Genomic DNA, 16,137 nt, shown 5'->3' on the forward strand with positions numbered 1-16,137 from the left:
CCAATTAACTTCGGGTGAAACGTCTTGGCAGGGGGCCGTTTGCGGCCCAGAGCCGTCACGGAAGGCAAAGAGTTCAGCGCATGTCCCTTGATCCCATGCTTCAAGCCAACCGTATTCTCACCGAAGCCATCAGCAATTACCTCCAATCCTCGAACGAGCTTGCCGCGGCGGCGGAGCGGGCGACGGCGGCCAGCGCCGGACGCGACGCGACCACCCGGCGGCTGGCCTTCCAGGAATTGTCGGAGCGTGGGAACCAGGCGCGCTTCGCCAAGAAGCACCTGACCGATACGGTGCGCCGCCTACGGTCCACCCTGCCGCCGGCCCAGATCGAGGCGGTGGCGGCGAAGCTGGACGGGCGCGAGAGCGCCGAGAGCGCGCTGACGCTGGTCCGCACGATCCTGACCGAGAAGGTCTGGTCGGCGGCCTGACCGCCCCTTTCGCCCTGCGGCGCACCGGCCCGGCCCGTATCACAACTGGTTGGACCGCTTTCCGAAGGCGACGGAAGCGTTCAATCGGCGTTCGCCGTTGGCCGCTATGCCCACGTAATTCAGACGACTCATTTGACATCGTAGGATGCAGGGGCCAGTGTCTGACTGCTAAAGATTATCACAAGCGCGGGAACGGCGCCGCCGTTCCGCAGATTGGATCGCAAGGGTGCAAGACGTCTCCAAGGCGATGATCGCTCGCCTGGTCGGTTTCGACACGGTTTCGCGCCGCTCCAACATGGCGCTGATCGACTGGGTTCGGGACTATCTCGCCGGATACGGCGTGGAGAGCCGGCTGGTGCCCAGCCCGGACGGCGCCAAGGCGAACCTGTTCGCGACCATCGGTCCGATGGTTGAGGGCGGCGTGGTGCTGTCGGCCCACACCGACGTCGTCCCGGTGGACGGGCAGCCCTGGGACACCGATCCCTTCACCCTGGTCGAGCGCGACGGGCGCCTCTACGGGCGCGGCACCGCCGATATGAAGAGCTTTCCCGCCGTGGCGCTGGCCCTGCTGCCGGAAATCCTGGAGGCCGGGCTGAAGCGGCCGCTGCATCTGGCGCTGTCCTACGACGAGGAGGTCGGCTGCATCGGCGCGCCGGCCATGATCGCCCGCATCGCCGATGAATTGCCGCGCCCCAGCGCCGTCATCGTCGGCGAGCCAACATCGATGGGGGTCGTGCTGGCCCACAAGGGCTGCTACGTGCTGCGCACCACGGTCACCGGGCACGAGGTTCATTCGTCCCAGATCGACCGCGGGGTCAGCGCCGTGATGACCGCGGCGCGGCTCGTCACCCTCGTCGGTGACATGGCGGCGGAGAACGCCGCCGCCGCGGACCCCGCCTGTGGCTTCGACCCGCCCTTCACCACGCTGCAGGTCGGCACCATCGAAGGCGGCACGGCGGCCAACATCACCGCCCGACACTGTTCCTTCGTCTGGGACATCCGTCCGCTGCCCGGCGACGACTGGACGCGCTACCACGACCGGTTCGAGGCGGAATGCGAACGGCTGCGCGCCGCCATGCGGCAAATCAGCCCGGACTGCGACATCCGCACCGAGCAGCTCGCCGGCGTGCCGGGGCTGGCGCCGGAGCCGGGCGGGCCGGCGGCCCAGCTCTGCCACGCCCTGACCGGACGCAACGACACCGGCATGGTGTCCTTCGCGGCGGAGGCCGGGCAGTTCCAGGAGGCCGGCCTGTCCACCGTGCTCTGCGGCCCGGGCTCCATCGATCAGGCGCATCAGCCCAACGAGTACATCGACGTCGCCCAGGTGACGGCCTGTGAAGGCTTCCTCCGGAATCTCGTCCGCCGGCTGGCGGCCTGAGCCGCAACGGGGTGCGGCGGAGCGTCGCGCTGGATCACAGTACAAACGACCATTTTATTCGGACCGCGATCAATGGAAGGTACCAATTGTTGGATCGACGGCGCCTTGTTGCTCAATTGCCTAGAGCACTCCCAATTTGGCCTATGCCGTCGACGGGGGAGACTTTGACGGCATTCCTGTCGCACTGTGCCCGGGGGCGCCGGTGCACCGGCGTGTCCATGGAAACGGGAGCGTCGGTGCATGGTTGATCTGAGCGACCTCGAGCGCGACGCGCTGACCGAGCTGGTGAACATGGGCGTCGGCCGTGCCGCGACCAACCTCAGCCGCATGGTCGCCGATCAGGTCCTGCTGTCCGTTCCCTCCATCGAGATCGTCAGCCGCAACGACGCCGCCGGCCTCCTGGCCGCGCGCGAGAAAATGAGCCTCGTCGCGGTGGAGCAGCGTTTCGACGGGTCCTTTTCCGGCCGCGCCCTGTTGATCTTCCCGGAGACCAACAGCCTGGAGCTGGCCCGCGCCGTCCTGGGCAGCGAGCTGAGCCTGGAGGAGATCGTCGATCTGGAACAGGACGCGCTGGCGGAGATCGGCAACATCATCCTCAATGGCTGTCTGGTCGTGATGGCCAACACGCTGAAGGACAATCTGGACATCTCGCTGCCCAGCGTGTTGCGCGGCGACAGCGACCGCATCTTCCAAAGCAACGGGCCAAACCCCGACGAGCTGGTGATGTTCCTCTACATCGACTTCCTGATCCGCAGCCGGAGCATTCGCGGCTACATCGCGTTGCTCATGGGACTGTCGTCTCTGGAGTCGCTGAAGGGACTGATCCATGGATTCATCGACCGCATCGCCTCCGGAACGCCCGATGGAACCGACCGAGTTTAAGCGCATGCCCTGGCTGGACGGGCTTCTCGACGCGATGGACGCCGGCATCGTCGTGCTGGACCGCCATGGCCGCGTGCAGTTCTGGAACCGATGGATGGAAAGGGCGTCGGGCACACCCGAACCCGACATCCATGGGCGGGAGCTGGTGGAGGCCCTGCCGTCGCTGCGCGACACGCGGCTGCACAACGCGGTGCGCGACGTGCTGGAGACCGGAGCGCCCAGCGTTCTGTCCCACACGCTGAACCCGGTGCTGTTCCCGCTGCGCTGCCCCGACGGGCGGCGGATGGTCCACAACGTGCTGATCCGCCCCTTCACCGTTGCCAACGCCTCCTACTGCCTGATCCAGGTGACCGACGTCACCGCCGTGGTCAACCGCGAGCGGGTTCTGCGCGAACAGCGCGACGCGCGCTACCGCGCCATCGTGGACACCGCCCCAGACGCCATCGTCACCACCGACACGCGCGGTGTGGTGCAATGGGCCAACGGGGCCGCGGCCCTGCAGTTCGGCTTTCCGCCCAACGAACTGATGGGCCAGCATGTCAGCCTCTTCCTCGCCGAAGGGTCTCCCGACTGGTCCGGCCTTCTGGAGCGCGACCCGGCCGGCCGGCCGGCCCCGGTTGAGCTGATCGGCCGCAAGCGCGACGGCACCCGCATCGACCTGGAGGTGTCGCTGGCCCGCTGGGAGTCGGAGGGGCGGAGCTTCATCACCGGCGTCCTGCGCGACATCACCGAGCGCCGCCGCACCCGCGAGGAACTGAAGGCCAACGCCCTCGCCATGCGCCAGCTCGCCGAGCAGACCAAGGCCACGCTCGACGCGCTGCCGGCGCACATCGCCGTTCTCGACCATGGCGGGCACATCATCTCGGTCAACAAGGCCTGGGCGGAAAGCGGCCCACAGGCCGGCTTTCTCGGCGACGGCTCGGCCATCGGCGACGATTATCTGGAGGCCTGCGCCGCCACCCGCAGCGGAGCGGAGCACGCCGACGCGTTGATCGAAGGGCTGCGCGGCCTGCTGCGCGGCGGATCGCCGGTGTCCATCGAGTATCCCGGCCTGTCGGACGAGGGGCCGCGCTGGTACCGCTGCCTCGCCGCCCCGATGGCCGCCGGCCCCTTCGGCGGGGCGGTGCTGATGCACATCGACGTCACCGAGATCAAGTCGATGGAGGCGGCGCTGCGCAAGCTGGTGGGGCAGAAGTCCACGCTGCTGCGCGAAGTGAACCACCGGGTGAAGAACAGCCTTCAGCTCGTCTCCAGCCTGCTGACCTTGCAGACCATGAGCCTGCCGGGGGCCGCCGAGCGCGTCCATTTCCAGGACGCCCGCAGCCGCATCGACGCCATCGCGCGGGTGCACAGCCGGCTGTACCAGACCGAGCAGTTCCAGACCATCGAGTTCGGCAGCTATCTGAACGAGCTGTGCGCCGATCTGTCCCGCGCCTCGGGCGGTGAGACGCTGGGCTCCATCGAGGTGCGGGCCGAGCGCGTCGACCTGCCCATCGATCAGGCGGCACCGCTGGGGCTGATCGCCAACGAGCTGATCACCAACGCCATCAAGCATCGCGGGTCCGCGCCCGCCAACGTCCTGGTGTCGCTCGACCGGACCGATGACCTGCTGGCGCTGACCGTGACCGACCAGGGACCCGGCCTTCCCGCCGGGTTCGACATGCGCCGGTCGCGCAGCCTGGGCATGCGCTTGATCACCAGCCTGACCGGTCAGGTCGGGGCGACGGTCACCCTGATGCCGGTGGAACGGGGCACCTCCTTCCGCATCGCGCTGACCATGCCGGAGACGCGCGGCCCCATTCTGGAAGAAAGCGCGGCGGAGTGGAACGGATGAAGATCCTTCTCGTCGAGGACGAGGTCCTCATCGCCATGGAGCAGAGCTTCTACCTGGAATCCGCCGGGCACGAGGTGCACGGGCCGGCCTCGACCAGCGAAAAGGCGCTGGTCCTGGCGCAGGAGGTCAAGCCGGATCTGGCGCTGGTGGACATCCATCTGGCCCAGGGCTCCAGCGGCATCGACGCGGCGCGCCGGATGACCGCGCTGGGCATCCCCTGCCTGTTCGTGACCTCCTACCGCGAGGAGGTGGAACCGACGCGCGAATATGGCCTGGGCTGCCTGCCCAAGCCGTTCTCGCAAACCTCGCTGGTCTCCGCGGTGGAGGCGGTCGCCGCCATCCTGGCCGGGCGGACGCCCACCAAGGTTCCCGATACGATGGAGCTGTTCTCCTAAAGCGAACTTCCGTTCGCTTTAGACTCACATCGCCTCACTTGCCGGCGGGCTTCGGCCGCATGTGCGGCCGGGACCGCCGTCGCGATCCAAAGCGGATTGCAATCCGCTTTAGGCGCCGCCCGCGACACGCGCGGGCGCGCTATGGCTTGACCAGCAGCGGCAACACCCAGCTTTTCAGGAAGGCGTCGTCCGGCGGAACCGCGATCGGCCGTCCCGACGCCAGCAGCACCTGCAGCAGCGCGGTGTGCAGGGCGGTGCAGCCGCCGAGGTCCAGCCGCGGCTCCGCGACGGCGCACAGCCATTCGGCCAGCGGGATGGCTTCGTCGATGGAGCAGGCGGCCTCGAACCGGGCCGTGTGGCCCTCGAAACGGATGGGCATCACAGCAGCTCCCGCAAATTGAGGGCGAGCAGAAGGCGCCCGTCGCCGAGCACCGCCGTGCCGGCATAGCCGCGCAGCCGGGCGAGAAGCCCGGTCATCGGCTTCAGAACCACCTCCGCGCGCTCCCGGAAGGCGTCCACGACCAGCGCCACCGGCTGTCCGCCGAGGTCCACCAGAAGCACCGCCTCCCCGCTGCGCTCCCGCTCGTCCTCCGGCAGGTTGAGCAGGCGGCGCAACCGCAGCAGCGGCACCACCGTATCCTGCACGACGACGCTCTCCGCGTGCTTCATCCGGCGGATCGCGCCCCGGGGAACGCGCTGCATGCCGGTGACCAGCGTGACCGGCAAGCCGTAGAGCGCTCCCGCCGTCTCCACCGTCACCAGCCGCGTGACCATCATGGTCAGCGGCAGGACGAGGCGGAAGCGCGTTCCGACGCCGGGGGTCGAGGCGACCTCCACCCGTCCGCCCGCCTGCTCCACCGCGCCGCGCACGGCGTCCATCCCCACCCCGCGGCCCGACAGGTCCGACACTGTGTCCGACGTGCTGAGTCCCGGCAGCAGGATCAGGCGCAGCGCCTCGGCATCGGACAGCGCCGCCGCCTGCTCCGCGGTCAGGGCGCCCGTCGCCACCGCCTTGCGGCGCACCGCCGCCGCGTCGATGCCCGCCCCGTCGTCGGACACCTCGACCACCACGCCGCCGCTGTCCTGGAAGGCCTGAACGCGGAGCGCCGCCACCTCCGGCTTGCCGGCGGCGCGGCGGCGCTCCGGCGGTTCGATGCCATGGTCCAGCCCGTTGCGGACGAGATGCAGCAGCGGCTCGCCCAGAATGTCGAGGATGTCCTTGTCCGCTTCCGTCTCGCCACCGCTAAGATGCAGTTCGACCGTCTTGCCGAGCCGCCGCGCGGTGTCGCGGACCAGCCGGGGCAACGGGTCGAAGACGCGCGACAACGGCAGCAGCCGCAACCGCAGCACCGCGTCCTGCAACTCGCCGACGATGGAGTCGATGCGCCCGTGGGCCTCCTTGATGCCCTGGGCCAGCGCGTCGGCGCTGCGCCCCTCCTGCGCCTCGCGGGCGAGATGGGGCAAGCTCCCCTTGGCGACGACCAGTTCGCCGACCAGCGCCATCAGCCGGTCCATGCGTTCAGCGTCCACCCGCAGCGCCCGCCGCGCCGGAGCAGCCGGAGCGGCGGGCACGGTCGGCGGCGCCGCGGCCGGGCCGTCCGCCAAAGTGTCAATGCAGCGGATGAGCGCGTCCGGCGGGCCGTCGGCGGCGCGGTCCAAGGTCGGCGCGTCGGCGTTCCGCCCTTCGGCGGCGAGGATGTTGCGCACCGCCCGCAGCACCGCGGCCCGGCGAGCCGCCGTCTCCTCGTCGCTGCCGGGCAGACCGAGGATGCGCGCCTGCTCCCGCAGCATGGCGGTGGCGAGGCTGGCCGGCGCCGCGAGGGGCGCCGTCTCGGCTGTCTGGGTGGGAATAGCAACCGTGGCGAGCGCCACCTGATCGGGAACGCCACGGAACAGGCGAGTCAGCTCGTCCTTCGGGGCGCCGCTCAGCGCGCGGAAACGCAGGGCGCAACGGTAGGGGTCGAGGTCGCTCAGCGGCGGCCACGCCACGGCGGACTCGATGCGCAGCAGCAGCAGATCGGGAATGCGACGGCACAGGTCCAACGGATCGTCCCCGGCGAAGAAGCAGTCCTCCGTGGGGTCGTAGGCGATGGCGGTGACCGTGCGCCCGGCGGCCTTGGCCCGCTCGGCCGCCGGCAGGTCGTCCACCCAGGCGAAGCCGGCGGGCGTGCCACCGCCTGTGGCCTCCGCCGGCCCGCCGAGGGCGGCGCGCAGCCCCGCCTCCTGCGACCGCGCGCGGGCGTCGGCATCGTCGGGAAGGGACTGGCTGGATTCCAGCCCATCGACCCACGCCGCGCCGGTGTCGAGCAACTCCAGCAAACGGTCGGCCAGATCCCCGGTCATGGCGGCGCGCCCGTCGCGCACGGCCATCAGCGCGTCTTCGCCGGCATGGACCATGCGGGTGAAGGGCGCCATGTCGAACAGGGCGGTAGCCCCCTTCAGCGTGTGCAGCGCGCGGAACAGGTCGTTGACCGCGGCCTTGTCGATCGGGTCGCGCTCCAGCCGCAGCAGGGCGGCGCCCGCCGCCTCCAGCAGCTCCCGCGATTCCAGGACGAACTGCTCGAACAGCGCGCTCATGAGCGTGCCTCCCGGCCGGTCAGCAGGCGGGCGGCGGCGGTGAGGTCGGCGGGGCGCACCGGCTTCACGAAATACCAGTTGGCCCCGGCGAGCAGCGCCTTCTCGCGGTCGCTGTCCTTGGATTCGGTGCTGATCATGATCGCCGGCACATCGCGCAGGGTCTGCTCCTGCCGCAGGCGACGCAGCATGGTGTAGCCGTCCATCTTCTGCATGTTGATGTCGACGATCAACAGGTCCGGCGTGGACGCCAGGGCATGCTCCAGCCCGTCGATCCCGTTCACCGCCTCGTCGACCCGAAAGCCATCGGCCTCCAGAACCTGCCGGGTGTAGGCCCGGACGGTCACGGCGTCGTCCACCACGAGGACGCGGGGTTGGGGATTGGATGGGTCGGTCACCGCACGGCCTCCTTAACTCTGGGGCTTCTGATAGAGGATGGCGTCGGGGAACCGGCGCGGCACGAAGAGCGAGGACATCCGGCTCATGCTCTCCGAATGGCCGAGGCAGATGAAGCCGTTGGGCGACAGCGCGTCGTAGAACATCGATGCCGCCTCGCGCCGCCCCAGATCGTCGAAGTAGATCAGCAGATTGCGGCAGAAGATGACGTCCATGCCACGGAAATTCTCCATCTGCTGCGGGTCGGCGATGTTCACCAGTGAAAAATCGATGGAGTCCCGCAGCTCCTCCATGATCTGCCAGCTCTGGTCGTCCAGCCGGGTGAAGTATTTGGCGACGAGGTCGCGCGGCATCGCCTGGAGCGACCGCTGCTCGTAAATTCCTTCGCGCGCGCGGGCCAGCACTTGGCTGTCGATGTCGGAGGCGTAGAGTTCGATCTCGAACTCGTCCACCCGGCTCCACCGCTCCAGCAGCGTGATGGCGATGGAATAGGGTTCCTCCCCGGTGGCGCAGCCGGCGGACCAGATGCGCACCCGGCTGCCCGGCGGGCGCCCGCGCACCACCTCATCCAGGGCGGCGTTCACCAGGCAGTCGAGCTGATACAGTTCGCGGAAGAAATAGGTCTCGTTCACCGTCATGCGGTTGACGAGAAGCTGCAGCTCCTCCCCCGACGCCTGGAAGCGCAGCAGGTTCAGATACTGGCGGACATGCTCGACGCCGACCGCCGCCATCCGCTCCGACACGCGGCGGTCGACGAAGTAGCGCTTGGCCTCGGTGAAGGACAGGCCGGTGCGTTCCCGCAAGAACCGGCAGAAGGCGTCATAATCCGCGGCGCTCAGGCCGGCGGTGTCTCCCTTGTCCGAAGGCCCCTTATCCGAAGGCAGGCTCATTCAGGCTCCGGAAAACAGGCGGCGGGCCGCGTCGACGGAAAAGGCGACGAAAGGGTCGTCCGGGAAACGTCCGGACAGCCGCTCGACGACCGGCAGAGCCGCGGGGTCGCCGCCCTCCATCAGCGCCTCCACCGCGGACAGGCAGACGTTGACGTGCGGGTCGCGGTCGATCACCCCGGCCAGCAGGTCCAGCCGGTCCGGATGGGGCAGCTTCCCGATGAGCTGGGCCGCGAAGATGCGCAGGTCCGAATCCGCCGCGGTCAGCAGCGGGGCGACCTCCGGCATCGCCACGGCGGCGGGCATCTGTTGGAGGCTCTCGATCACGCCGTTGCGCAGCCCGACGTCCTCGCTCGCCAGATGGGGCACCAGCGCCGCCGCGGCGGCCGCGGTGCCGATGCGGACCAGCGCGGTGAGAAGGGTTTCACGGACGCTCGGGTCCTCCTCGCGCGTCAGCCGCGCGGACAGGGCGGGCACGGCGTCGGGACGATCGCCAAGCGCGTGGGCCGCCTGACGCCGGCGGGCCGGGTCGGCATCCTCCAGCCACGCCAGCGGATCGCCGCCCTCCGCGGCGCCCGCCGGCTTCGCTCCGTCGATCTTCCGGGCCTTCACCAGGGCCATGCCGCCGCCTCCACGCCTGTCGCGTTCATCCCATCACCCACGGCCATCACCCAGGGCCATCACCCACCGCCCCAACTGCTGGGCCACCCGGTCGGACGGCAGCACCATGTCGGCGCCGCCGCGGCGGATCAGCTCCTGCGGCATGCCGAACACGACGGCGCTGGCCTCGGCCTCCGCGATGGTCCGGCCGCCCTGGCGACGCAGTTCCGCCATCGAGACCGCGCCATCCGACCCCATGCCCGTCAGAAGAACGCCGATCAGCCGCGACGGTGCCACGGCGCGCAGGGCGCTCTCGACCAGGCGGTCGACGTTGGGGTGCCAGCTCCGCCGTTCATCCATCGGAACGGGCTGGGCGCACAGCCGCCCGCCGCGCCGGACGATCTGTAGATCGGCGCCGCCGCGCGCGATGCACGCCATTCCGGGCTGGAGCGCCGTGGACGTCGCGGCCTCCACCACCGTAATTGCGGAAATGGTGTTGAGACGGCGGGCCAGCGGTCCGGTGAAGCTGGCGGGCATGTGCTGGACCACGACCACCGGCCAGGGAAAATCCTCCGGCAGAAGCGGGAGGATGTCTTCCAGCGTGCGCGGCCCGCCGGTGGACACGCCGATCAACACCAGCCCCTCACCCGGTCCCTCATCCGGCCCACCACCCGGAACCTCGCCGCCGCCCTCGTCCGCGGCCCACGGCTTGGACGGTGGAGCGTCGGCCAAGAAATCCGCCCCGGCGATGCGCTCGCGCGCCCGGCGCAGCCGTTCCCGCAGACCCAGCACCCGACGCGGGCGCGACCCGGCGGCGGCGCGCACGGTGTCGACCAGCTCCTCGGCGATGCCGGCGATGGCGCCGATCCCCGTCGGCTTCCGCACCGCCTCGACCGCCCCCAGCCGCAGCGCCTCCAGGGTCACCTCAGCCCCGTCTGCGGTCAGGGCCGAGACCATCACCACCGGCTTCGGATGCTCGACCATGATGCGCTTCAGGCAGGCGAGGCCGTCCATGCCGGGCATCGTGACGTCCAGGGTCACCACATCCGGATCGAAGACCGGCAGCCGTTCCAGCGCCTCCGCCCCGTCGGCGGCGGACTCCACCTCGAAGCCGGCGGACGAGAGGATGTCCCCGATGCGCCGCCGCATCAGCGCCGAATCATCGACGACCAGGACCTTCACCATGACAGGACCACCTTCCGATCAGACGGTGGCCAGGAGGTCGGCGAGCTGGTCCATGTCCAGCAGTTCCGCCGGGTCCATCAGCAGGATCATCCGCCGCTCCCCGGCGCCGTCCAGCGCGCCGATGCGGCGGATCAGCCGGTGCTGCGCCTGCGACACGACGGGGGCGGGCCCGATGGCGTCGTCCGGAAGGCGGACGATCCCGGCCATGCCGTCCACCAGCAGCCCGGCACGGGCCGCCCCGGCGGCGATCACCACGACGCGGCCTCGCTCCCCCGCGCTCCCCTGGTCCTCCGGCAGGCGCAGCAGGCGGCGCAGCGTGACCAGCGGCAGGACCGCGCCGCGCAGGGTCGTCACGCCGCTCACAAAATCCGGCGCGTTGGGCAGCGGAGTCACGGCGTCGGGCCGGCGGAGCACCTCCTGCACCGCCGCGACCGGCAGGCCGTATTCCGCCCCGGCCAGCCGGAACACCACGAAGGCCTCCGCCCGTTCCGCCTCCGCGTCCATCGCCACAGCCGACCCTCCTTCGCGCCCCTGGGCAGGCGCGCCCAGCCCCGCGCCATCGCCCGCTCCATGACGGAACAAGCGTTCCGCCGACAGGACCGGGATCAGCCGCGCGCCGCCGTCCAGCCGCGCGATGCCGTCCATGTCCTCGAACTCCGCCTCCCGCGCCATCAGAGGCGGCACCGGATCGATCCGTTCGCGGGGAACGCGCAGGATTTCCCGCACATCCTCCACCGCCACGCCGACCAGGCCCTCCGCCGTGCGCAGGACGGCCACCTTGCCACGGTCCATCCCCTTCCGCTCGTCGAGCCCGAACAGCTCCCGCAGCCCGACCAGAGGAAGCAGCGCATCGCGCAGCGTCATCATGCCCAGAAGATGGGCGCGGGCACGGGGGACGCGGGCCACCGTCTCCGGAACCGTAACGATCTCCCGCACCGCCGCCACCGGCAGCGCGAACTCCTGCTCCGCAACGGTGAGGACGACGAGTTGTTCCTCGTCCTGGCGGATGGCGGCGGCGGTCTTCGGCTGGGGCGCCGCGCTGAAGTCGGCGATTCCCGCCGCCCCCCGTCCGAGGTCGGTGAACTGGCGCTCGATCAGCGGGCCGGGGTCGAGGATCAGGGCGCCGTCACGGCCGCTGCCGGCCAGGATCGCGCCGGCCAGAAGATCGGCGTCGATGGACGGGTCGGGTACTGTCCCGGACTCGGCGATGCGGTCCTCGTCCACGGCGGACAGGCCAAGGACCCGGTCCACCAGCAGGCCGACCGGCTGGCTGTTGTGACGAACGATGAGCAGCCGCGCCGCCTTCGTCCCTCCCTGACCCGCTTCGCCCTCCCCGGCCCCGGTGAGGCCCAGGACCCGGCGCAATCCGATGACCGGCAGGACGGCGCCGCGCCGCCGGGCCAGCCCTTCCAGGCTGGGCGGGCCCAGCGGGATGCGCACCAGCGCGGGCGGGCGCAGGATCTCCAGCACGCCGTCGAGCGGCAAGGCCAATTCCATGCCACCGACCGTGAAAAGGACGAAGGAACGCGCGCCGTCGCGGCGGATGATCGCGGCCATCGGTCGTCTCCCCGCCGGCCGGTCAGCCGGCCCCTTGCAGTTCTTCGGCCATGGCGGCGATCTCCTCGATGGCGGCGGCCAGTTCCTCCGCGCCCTTGGCCTGCTCCCGCGCGGCCTTGGCCGCCTCGTTGGCCGAACGATTGGCCTGGTTGGCGGCGGCGGCGACCTGTTCCACGCCCTTCTGCGCCTCGGCCACGGCGCGCTGCACCTCGCCGGCGTTCTCGACGATCTCGCGGCTGCCGGAGATCACGGTGCGCAGGTCGGCGATGGCGGCGGCGAGGCTGCCGGCGAACTCCTGGTGGCGGACGGACTGGCGCGCCGTCTCGCCCCCGATGTCCTCGATGTCGCGGCGGACGCGCCCGATCTGGTCCTGGATGGCGTGGACGATGTCCTTCACCCGCTCGACATTCTCCGAGCTGTCGCGGGCGAGGTTGCGGATGTCGTTGCTGACGACGGTGAAGCCGCGCCCGAACTCCCCGGCCCGCGCCGCCTCGATGGAGCCGCTGACCGCCAGCATGCCGGTCTGGATGGCGATGATGGAGATGGCGTCGACCACCTTGTCGATGCGCCGCCCGATCTGCTCCATGGTGCCGATCCGCTCCACCGTGCGGAGGCTGGCGGCCACCGCCTCGCCCACCCCGGCGGTCAGAGCGCCCACCATGTCCTGCGTCTCGGACAGCAACGCCTCCAGGCCGACGCAGCGCTGAAGCGCCTCCTCGGCGCGGCTGTGACCGAGCTTGGCGCTGGCATCGATCTCGGCAATGGCGCTGCTGGACTGGTGGGTGGCCGCCCCCTGGGCCTGGGCGCCGCGGGAGATCTGGGTGATCGCCGCCATGATCTGGGCGGCGGCCCGGTTGATCTCCTCGATGGCGGCGGAGAGCTGTTCGGCGGCCGACGCGAGGTCCCCGGCGGCGCGGTGGACGTCGGTGCTGCCGGTCAGCTCGTCGGCCAGATCGGACAGCTGGCCGGCGGCCTGCTCGCTCTGGGCCAGCGCCTTGGCCTGCTCGCCGACCGTCTTCAGCGCCTCCTCGCTCGCCGCCGCCTGCTCCTCCGCGGCGGAGGCGACGCTTTCGGCGCCGCGCTGCGCCTCCCGTCCGGCGGAATCGGCCTCCAGCGCGGCCTTGATGGTGTCCTGCGCGCCGCGAGCGATGTCCCCCATGCCGTCGCGGACCCGGTCGAGCTGGCCGGCGATCTTGCGGCCCCGCTCCACCTCCGCCTTGGACGCGTCGGCGCCGGCCACGATGCTCTCCGCGATGGCGCCGACCGCCTCCTGGATCTGGACGACCATGCGGTTGATTTCGTTGGCGGACCGCTCGGACCGCTCGGCCAGGGCCTGCACCTCGTCGGCCACCACGGCGAAGCCGCGCCCGGCGTCGCCGGCACGCGCGGCCTCGATGGCGGCGTTCAGCGCCAGGAGGTTGGTCTGGTCGGCCATGACCGCCACCCCCTCGACGATGGTGCCGATCTCCGCCGCCTGCCGCTCCAGGTCGCGAACCAGGGCGACCGCGGCCTCCTGCCGCGCGGCGGCGCGGACCAGCCCATCGACGGAGGTCAGGATCTGGCCGCTGACGTCCTTCATCAGCGCTTGCAGCGCCTCGATGCGGGACAGCGAGGATTCGGCGTTGCTGCGCGCCCGCCCGATCAGGCTGGCGCTGCGGTCGATCATCCGCTGCGACTGCTGGGTGGCGCTGGCCGCCTCCTCCGCCCCGGCGGCGACCTGCTCCATCGCCTTGCGCAATTCCTCGGCGGCGGCGGCGGCCTGGGTCACCCCGCTGGCAAGCTCGTTCGCGGCGGCGGCGATGCCCTCCGCCGCCTTGCGCCGCCGGTTCCCGGCGCGGGCGCGCCGCCGGACCTCCGCCGCGCGGCGGGTCGACAGGGCGTTGTCGGGCTGGCCGGACACAGCGGCGTCATTGGGAAGCGCAGCCGCGTCCTCGCCGATGTCCGCGTTGCGGGAGGCGTTCGCCGTGTCGATCCGCTTCTTCTTGACCAAGGCCATGATCCAAACCCCTTGCCCCACGAGCCCGTGCGTCCCTGCCGGGGGCTCTTGTTGATTGGCGTGTGTTGATTGCCGGCGGGTTGCCCGCCCTCAGGCCAGCACCCGGCCGATGTAGCGCCCGATGGCCGCCTTCAGCTCCGTCGCTGATCCGGCGTCGAGCGCCAGGACCACGGTCCCCTCGACATCGTGGGGCGGTGTGCGGAAGGTGACGTGGAACAGGATGGCCTGCGCCTCCGCCGTCAGGGCGACGCCGCAACGGTCCAGCAGGTCGTCCCCCATCCCGCGAAGAACCTGCGGAAGGGTGGTGCCGATCGCGACGCCCAGCAGGTTCCCCATGGAGGACAGACAGCTGTTCAGCACGATGTTGCCGACCTCGGCCAGCGCCTCCTCCACCAACTCCGCCGCGTCCTCCTTGGGAACGCCGGGCGGCAGGGCGGCGGCGGCCAGCGGCAGGCCGCTGCGTTCCGGCATCAGCAGGATGGCCGAACCGAGGAAGGCGCCGGACAGGCACTCGGTCACCGCGATCAACGCTCCCGGCAGCGTCGACCGAAGCAGGCCGGACACCCGGTCGCCGGGGACGAGGGTGACCATTGGCACGGAAAGTTCCACAGGCCCGCCGATCATCCGGCTGAGCGCCGTGGACGCCCGGCCGACGCCGATGTTTCCCAGCTCCGTCAGCGCGTCGCGCTCCAGATCGTCCAGCTCAAGCCGCATGGGGATCGGGTCCATCGGCGGGTGCCGGCCGGACCGGGCCGGTCAACCGGCGCCCCCGCCGGCCACATCGTTGGATGACGAGTCGTTGGAGGACGATGATGCGGGCGACGGGCGGCGCGGCAGGCTGGCGGCGGTCAGGAAGCGGGCCATCTGCTCCTCCTCCAGCGGCTTGGGCATGAAGGCGGCGCCCAGCGCGCGGATGCCCGACACCACCGAATCCTGGGCGTTGGCCGTGATGATGGCGACGCGGATGTCCGGCTTCGCCTGCAACAGGCGGGCGGCGGCCTCCAGGCCGTTGTCCCCCGGCATGTTGAAATCGATTATGGCGATATGGATATCACTTTCGTGCAGTTTTCCATAAAGCTCAGCGCTGTTCGCCGCTTCGATGACCGTCCAATCCGGCTTGTTCCGAAGTATTATGCCGCGGACATGCATGCGGGACAGCTTGCTGTCGTCCACGACGATTACGGTCTTGCTCAACGCCTGTGCTCCGGGAGGAGAGAAAATTTGATTTGTGAAGCGATTATAACCACCGCCACGCCGCACGCCAGCATGGATTGCGGTCCGCAATCAGCGTTTTTCGACGAGCCTCCCCTTGGCCCGCCGCGGTGGCTTTGCTAACAGAGGATCGGCCGACAGGGTCATGGCGTCCGGGGTTTCGTCCGTGGAAGATTTCATCAGCGCGCTCGTGGTGTTTCTCGTCGTGGTCGATCCGATCGGGCTGGTTCCGATCTATCTCGGCCTCACCCGCGGGTTCGACAGCCGGCGCAAGCGCACCATCGCCCTGCGCGGGCCGCTGATCAGCTTCGCCATCATCGTCTTCTTCGCCTATCTGGGCGAACTGGTGCTGAACGCCCTGTCCATCGGCATGCCGGCCTTCCGCATCGCCGGCGGCGCGCTGCTGTTCTGGATCGCCTTCGAGATGCTGTTCCAGCGCCGGGCCGAGCGCAAAGAGCGCACCGCGGACGATGCCCGGACGGAGGAGGAGGCCCACGACCTCGCCGTCTTCCCGCTGGCGATCCCGCTGATCGCCGGGCCGGGCGCGATCACCTCCACGCTGCTGCTGATGGACCGCTACGGCGCGACGCTGGCCGGCCAGGGCCTGGTGCTGGGCGCCGCCGCAGCCGCCGTGGGCAGCGTCATGGCGCTGCTGGTCGTCGCCGATCTGGTGAACAAGCTGCTCGGGCGCACGGTGATCCACACGGTCAGCCGCGTGCTGGGCATCGTCCTGGCGGCGCTGGCCGCCCAGACGATCATCGAAGGCATCACCGCCGTCTATCCGCCGCACTGATATCCACAGAGGGACAACCG

General features: G+C 70.3%; 16 protein-coding genes. 6 read left to right on the forward strand and 10 right to left on the reverse strand.

Annotated elements, in window-relative coordinates:
• The first annotated feature begins 80 nt into the window (after window positions 1-80).
• The 5 genes from D3869_RS24090 (at window position 81) to D3869_RS24115 (ending at window position 4,917) form a co-directional block, all read left to right on the forward strand.
• Window positions 81-428 (forward strand): hypothetical protein, encoded by a 348-nt coding sequence (locus D3869_RS24090; protein WP_137142323.1) that lies wholly within the window; start codon window positions 81-83, stop codon window positions 426-428.
• Between the two features lie 226 nt (window positions 429-654).
• Complete coding sequence (argE, locus tag D3869_RS24100) at window positions 655-1,806, forward strand: acetylornithine deacetylase (protein WP_282190189.1); 1,152 nt, start codon at window positions 655-657, stop codon at window positions 1,804-1,806.
• A 240-nt stretch (window positions 1,807-2,046) separates the two neighbouring features.
• Window positions 2,047-2,688: a chemotaxis protein CheC gene (locus D3869_RS24105; protein ID WP_014242550.1), complete on the forward strand. Its 642-nt coding sequence runs from the start codon at window positions 2,047-2,049 to the stop codon at window positions 2,686-2,688.
• Window positions 2,669-4,522, forward strand: coding sequence for a sensor histidine kinase (locus tag D3869_RS24110; RefSeq protein WP_137142324.1), 1,854 nt, complete (start codon window positions 2,669-2,671; stop codon window positions 4,520-4,522). The genes D3869_RS24105 and D3869_RS24110 overlap by 20 nt, the downstream gene beginning before the upstream one ends.
• Entirely contained in the window at window positions 4,519-4,917 is a 399-nt protein-coding gene (locus D3869_RS24115) for a response regulator (RefSeq protein ID WP_137142325.1), read from the forward strand. Before D3869_RS24110 ends, D3869_RS24115 begins: the two co-directional genes overlap by 4 nt.
• Before the next feature lie 139 nt (window positions 4,918-5,056).
• Here D3869_RS24115 and D3869_RS24120 read toward each other — a convergent pair whose 3' ends face one another.
• The 10 genes from D3869_RS24120 to D3869_RS24165 all read right to left on the reverse strand — a co-directional run bounded on the left by D3869_RS24120 (window position 5,057) and on the right by D3869_RS24165 (window position 15,306).
• The gene (locus D3869_RS24120; RefSeq protein ID WP_137142326.1) at window positions 5,057-5,296 is read right to left on the reverse strand and encodes a hypothetical protein; all 240 of its coding nucleotides are present in this window, start codon (window positions 5,294-5,296) and stop codon (window positions 5,057-5,059) included.
• Window positions 5,296-7,494 (reverse strand): chemotaxis protein CheA, encoded by a 2,199-nt coding sequence (locus tag D3869_RS24125; RefSeq protein ID WP_137142327.1) that lies wholly within the window; start codon window positions 7,492-7,494, stop codon window positions 5,296-5,298. The genes D3869_RS24120 and D3869_RS24125 overlap by 1 nt, the downstream gene beginning before the upstream one ends.
• Entirely contained in the window at window positions 7,491-7,889 is a 399-nt protein-coding gene (locus D3869_RS24130; protein ID WP_137142328.1) for a response regulator, read from the reverse strand. Before D3869_RS24130 ends, D3869_RS24125 begins: the two co-directional genes overlap by 4 nt.
• 12 nt (window positions 7,890-7,901) lie before the next feature.
• Entirely contained in the window at window positions 7,902-8,777 is an 876-nt protein-coding gene (locus D3869_RS24135) for a CheR family methyltransferase (RefSeq protein ID WP_137142329.1), read from the reverse strand.
• Window positions 8,778-9,395 carry a HEAT repeat domain-containing protein gene (locus tag D3869_RS24140; RefSeq protein ID WP_137142330.1) on the reverse strand — a complete coding sequence of 206 codons (618 nt, stop codon included), beginning with the start codon at window positions 9,393-9,395 and terminating at the stop codon, window positions 8,778-8,780.
• A 33-nt stretch (window positions 9,396-9,428) separates the two neighbouring features.
• Window positions 9,429-10,559: a chemotaxis-specific protein-glutamate methyltransferase CheB gene (gene cheB / locus D3869_RS24145; protein ID WP_137142331.1), complete on the reverse strand. Its 1,131-nt coding sequence runs from the start codon at window positions 10,557-10,559 to the stop codon at window positions 9,429-9,431.
• Between the two features lie 18 nt (window positions 10,560-10,577).
• Entirely contained in the window at window positions 10,578-12,116 is a 1,539-nt protein-coding gene (locus tag D3869_RS24150) for a chemotaxis protein CheW (RefSeq protein WP_137142332.1), read from the reverse strand.
• A 22-nt stretch (window positions 12,117-12,138) separates the two neighbouring features.
• Entirely contained in the window at window positions 12,139-14,112 is a 1,974-nt protein-coding gene (locus D3869_RS24155; RefSeq protein WP_137142333.1) for a methyl-accepting chemotaxis protein, read from the reverse strand.
• Between the two features lie 90 nt (window positions 14,113-14,202).
• The gene (locus D3869_RS24160) at window positions 14,203-14,841 is read right to left on the reverse strand and encodes a chemotaxis protein CheC (RefSeq protein WP_137142334.1); all 639 of its coding nucleotides are present in this window, start codon (window positions 14,839-14,841) and stop codon (window positions 14,203-14,205) included.
• A gap of 27 nt (window positions 14,842-14,868) precedes the next feature.
• On the reverse strand, window positions 14,869-15,306 hold the full coding sequence (locus D3869_RS24165) for a response regulator transcription factor (RefSeq protein ID WP_247895944.1): 438 nt from the start codon (window positions 15,304-15,306) through the stop codon (window positions 14,869-14,871).
• Between the two features lie 184 nt (window positions 15,307-15,490).
• Between D3869_RS24165 and D3869_RS24170 the strand changes: the two genes are divergently transcribed.
• On the forward strand, window positions 15,491-16,117 hold the full coding sequence (locus D3869_RS24170; RefSeq protein ID WP_247895945.1) for a MarC family protein: 627 nt from the start codon (window positions 15,491-15,493) through the stop codon (window positions 16,115-16,117).
• Window positions 16,118-16,137 lie beyond the last annotated feature (20 nt).

Source organism: Azospirillum brasilense, from assembly GCF_005222205.1.
GTDB lineage: Bacteria > Pseudomonadota > Alphaproteobacteria > Azospirillales > Azospirillaceae > Azospirillum > Azospirillum brasilense_G.

Bases quoted from the DNA above. Each gene is read 5' to 3' on its own strand.
- D3869_RS24110 (WP_137142324.1), top strand. From the start codon at position 2,669: ATGGAACCGACCGAGTTTAAGCGCATGCCCTGGCTGGACGGGCTTCTC.
- D3869_RS24140 (WP_137142330.1), bottom strand. From the start codon at position 9,395: ATGGCCCTGGTGAAGGCCCGGAAGATCGACGGAGCGAAGCCGGCGGGC.
- D3869_RS24090 (WP_137142323.1), top strand. From the start codon at position 81: ATGTCCCTTGATCCCATGCTTCAAGCCAACCGTATTCTCACCGAAGCC.
- D3869_RS24155 (WP_137142333.1), bottom strand. From the start codon at position 14,112: ATGGCCTTGGTCAAGAAGAAGCGGATCGACACGGCGAACGCCTCCCGC.
- cheB (WP_137142331.1), bottom strand. From the start codon at position 10,559: ATGGTGAAGGTCCTGGTCGTCGATGATTCGGCGCTGATGCGGCGGCGC.
- D3869_RS24135 (WP_137142329.1), bottom strand. From the start codon at position 8,777: ATGAGCCTGCCTTCGGATAAGGGGCCTTCGGACAAGGGAGACACCGCC.
- D3869_RS24120 (WP_137142326.1), bottom strand. From the start codon at position 5,296: ATGCCCATCCGTTTCGAGGGCCACACGGCCCGGTTCGAGGCCGCCTGC.
- D3869_RS24115 (WP_137142325.1), top strand. From the start codon at position 4,519: ATGAAGATCCTTCTCGTCGAGGACGAGGTCCTCATCGCCATGGAGCAG.
- D3869_RS24125 (WP_137142327.1), bottom strand. From the start codon at position 7,494: ATGAGCGCGCTGTTCGAGCAGTTCGTCCTGGAATCGCGGGAGCTGCTG.
- D3869_RS24160 (WP_137142334.1), bottom strand. From the start codon at position 14,841: ATGGACCCGATCCCCATGCGGCTTGAGCTGGACGATCTGGAGCGCGAC.
- D3869_RS24105 (WP_014242550.1), top strand. From the start codon at position 2,047: ATGGTTGATCTGAGCGACCTCGAGCGCGACGCGCTGACCGAGCTGGTG.
- D3869_RS24150 (WP_137142332.1), bottom strand. From the start codon at position 12,116: ATGGCCGCGATCATCCGCCGCGACGGCGCGCGTTCCTTCGTCCTTTTC.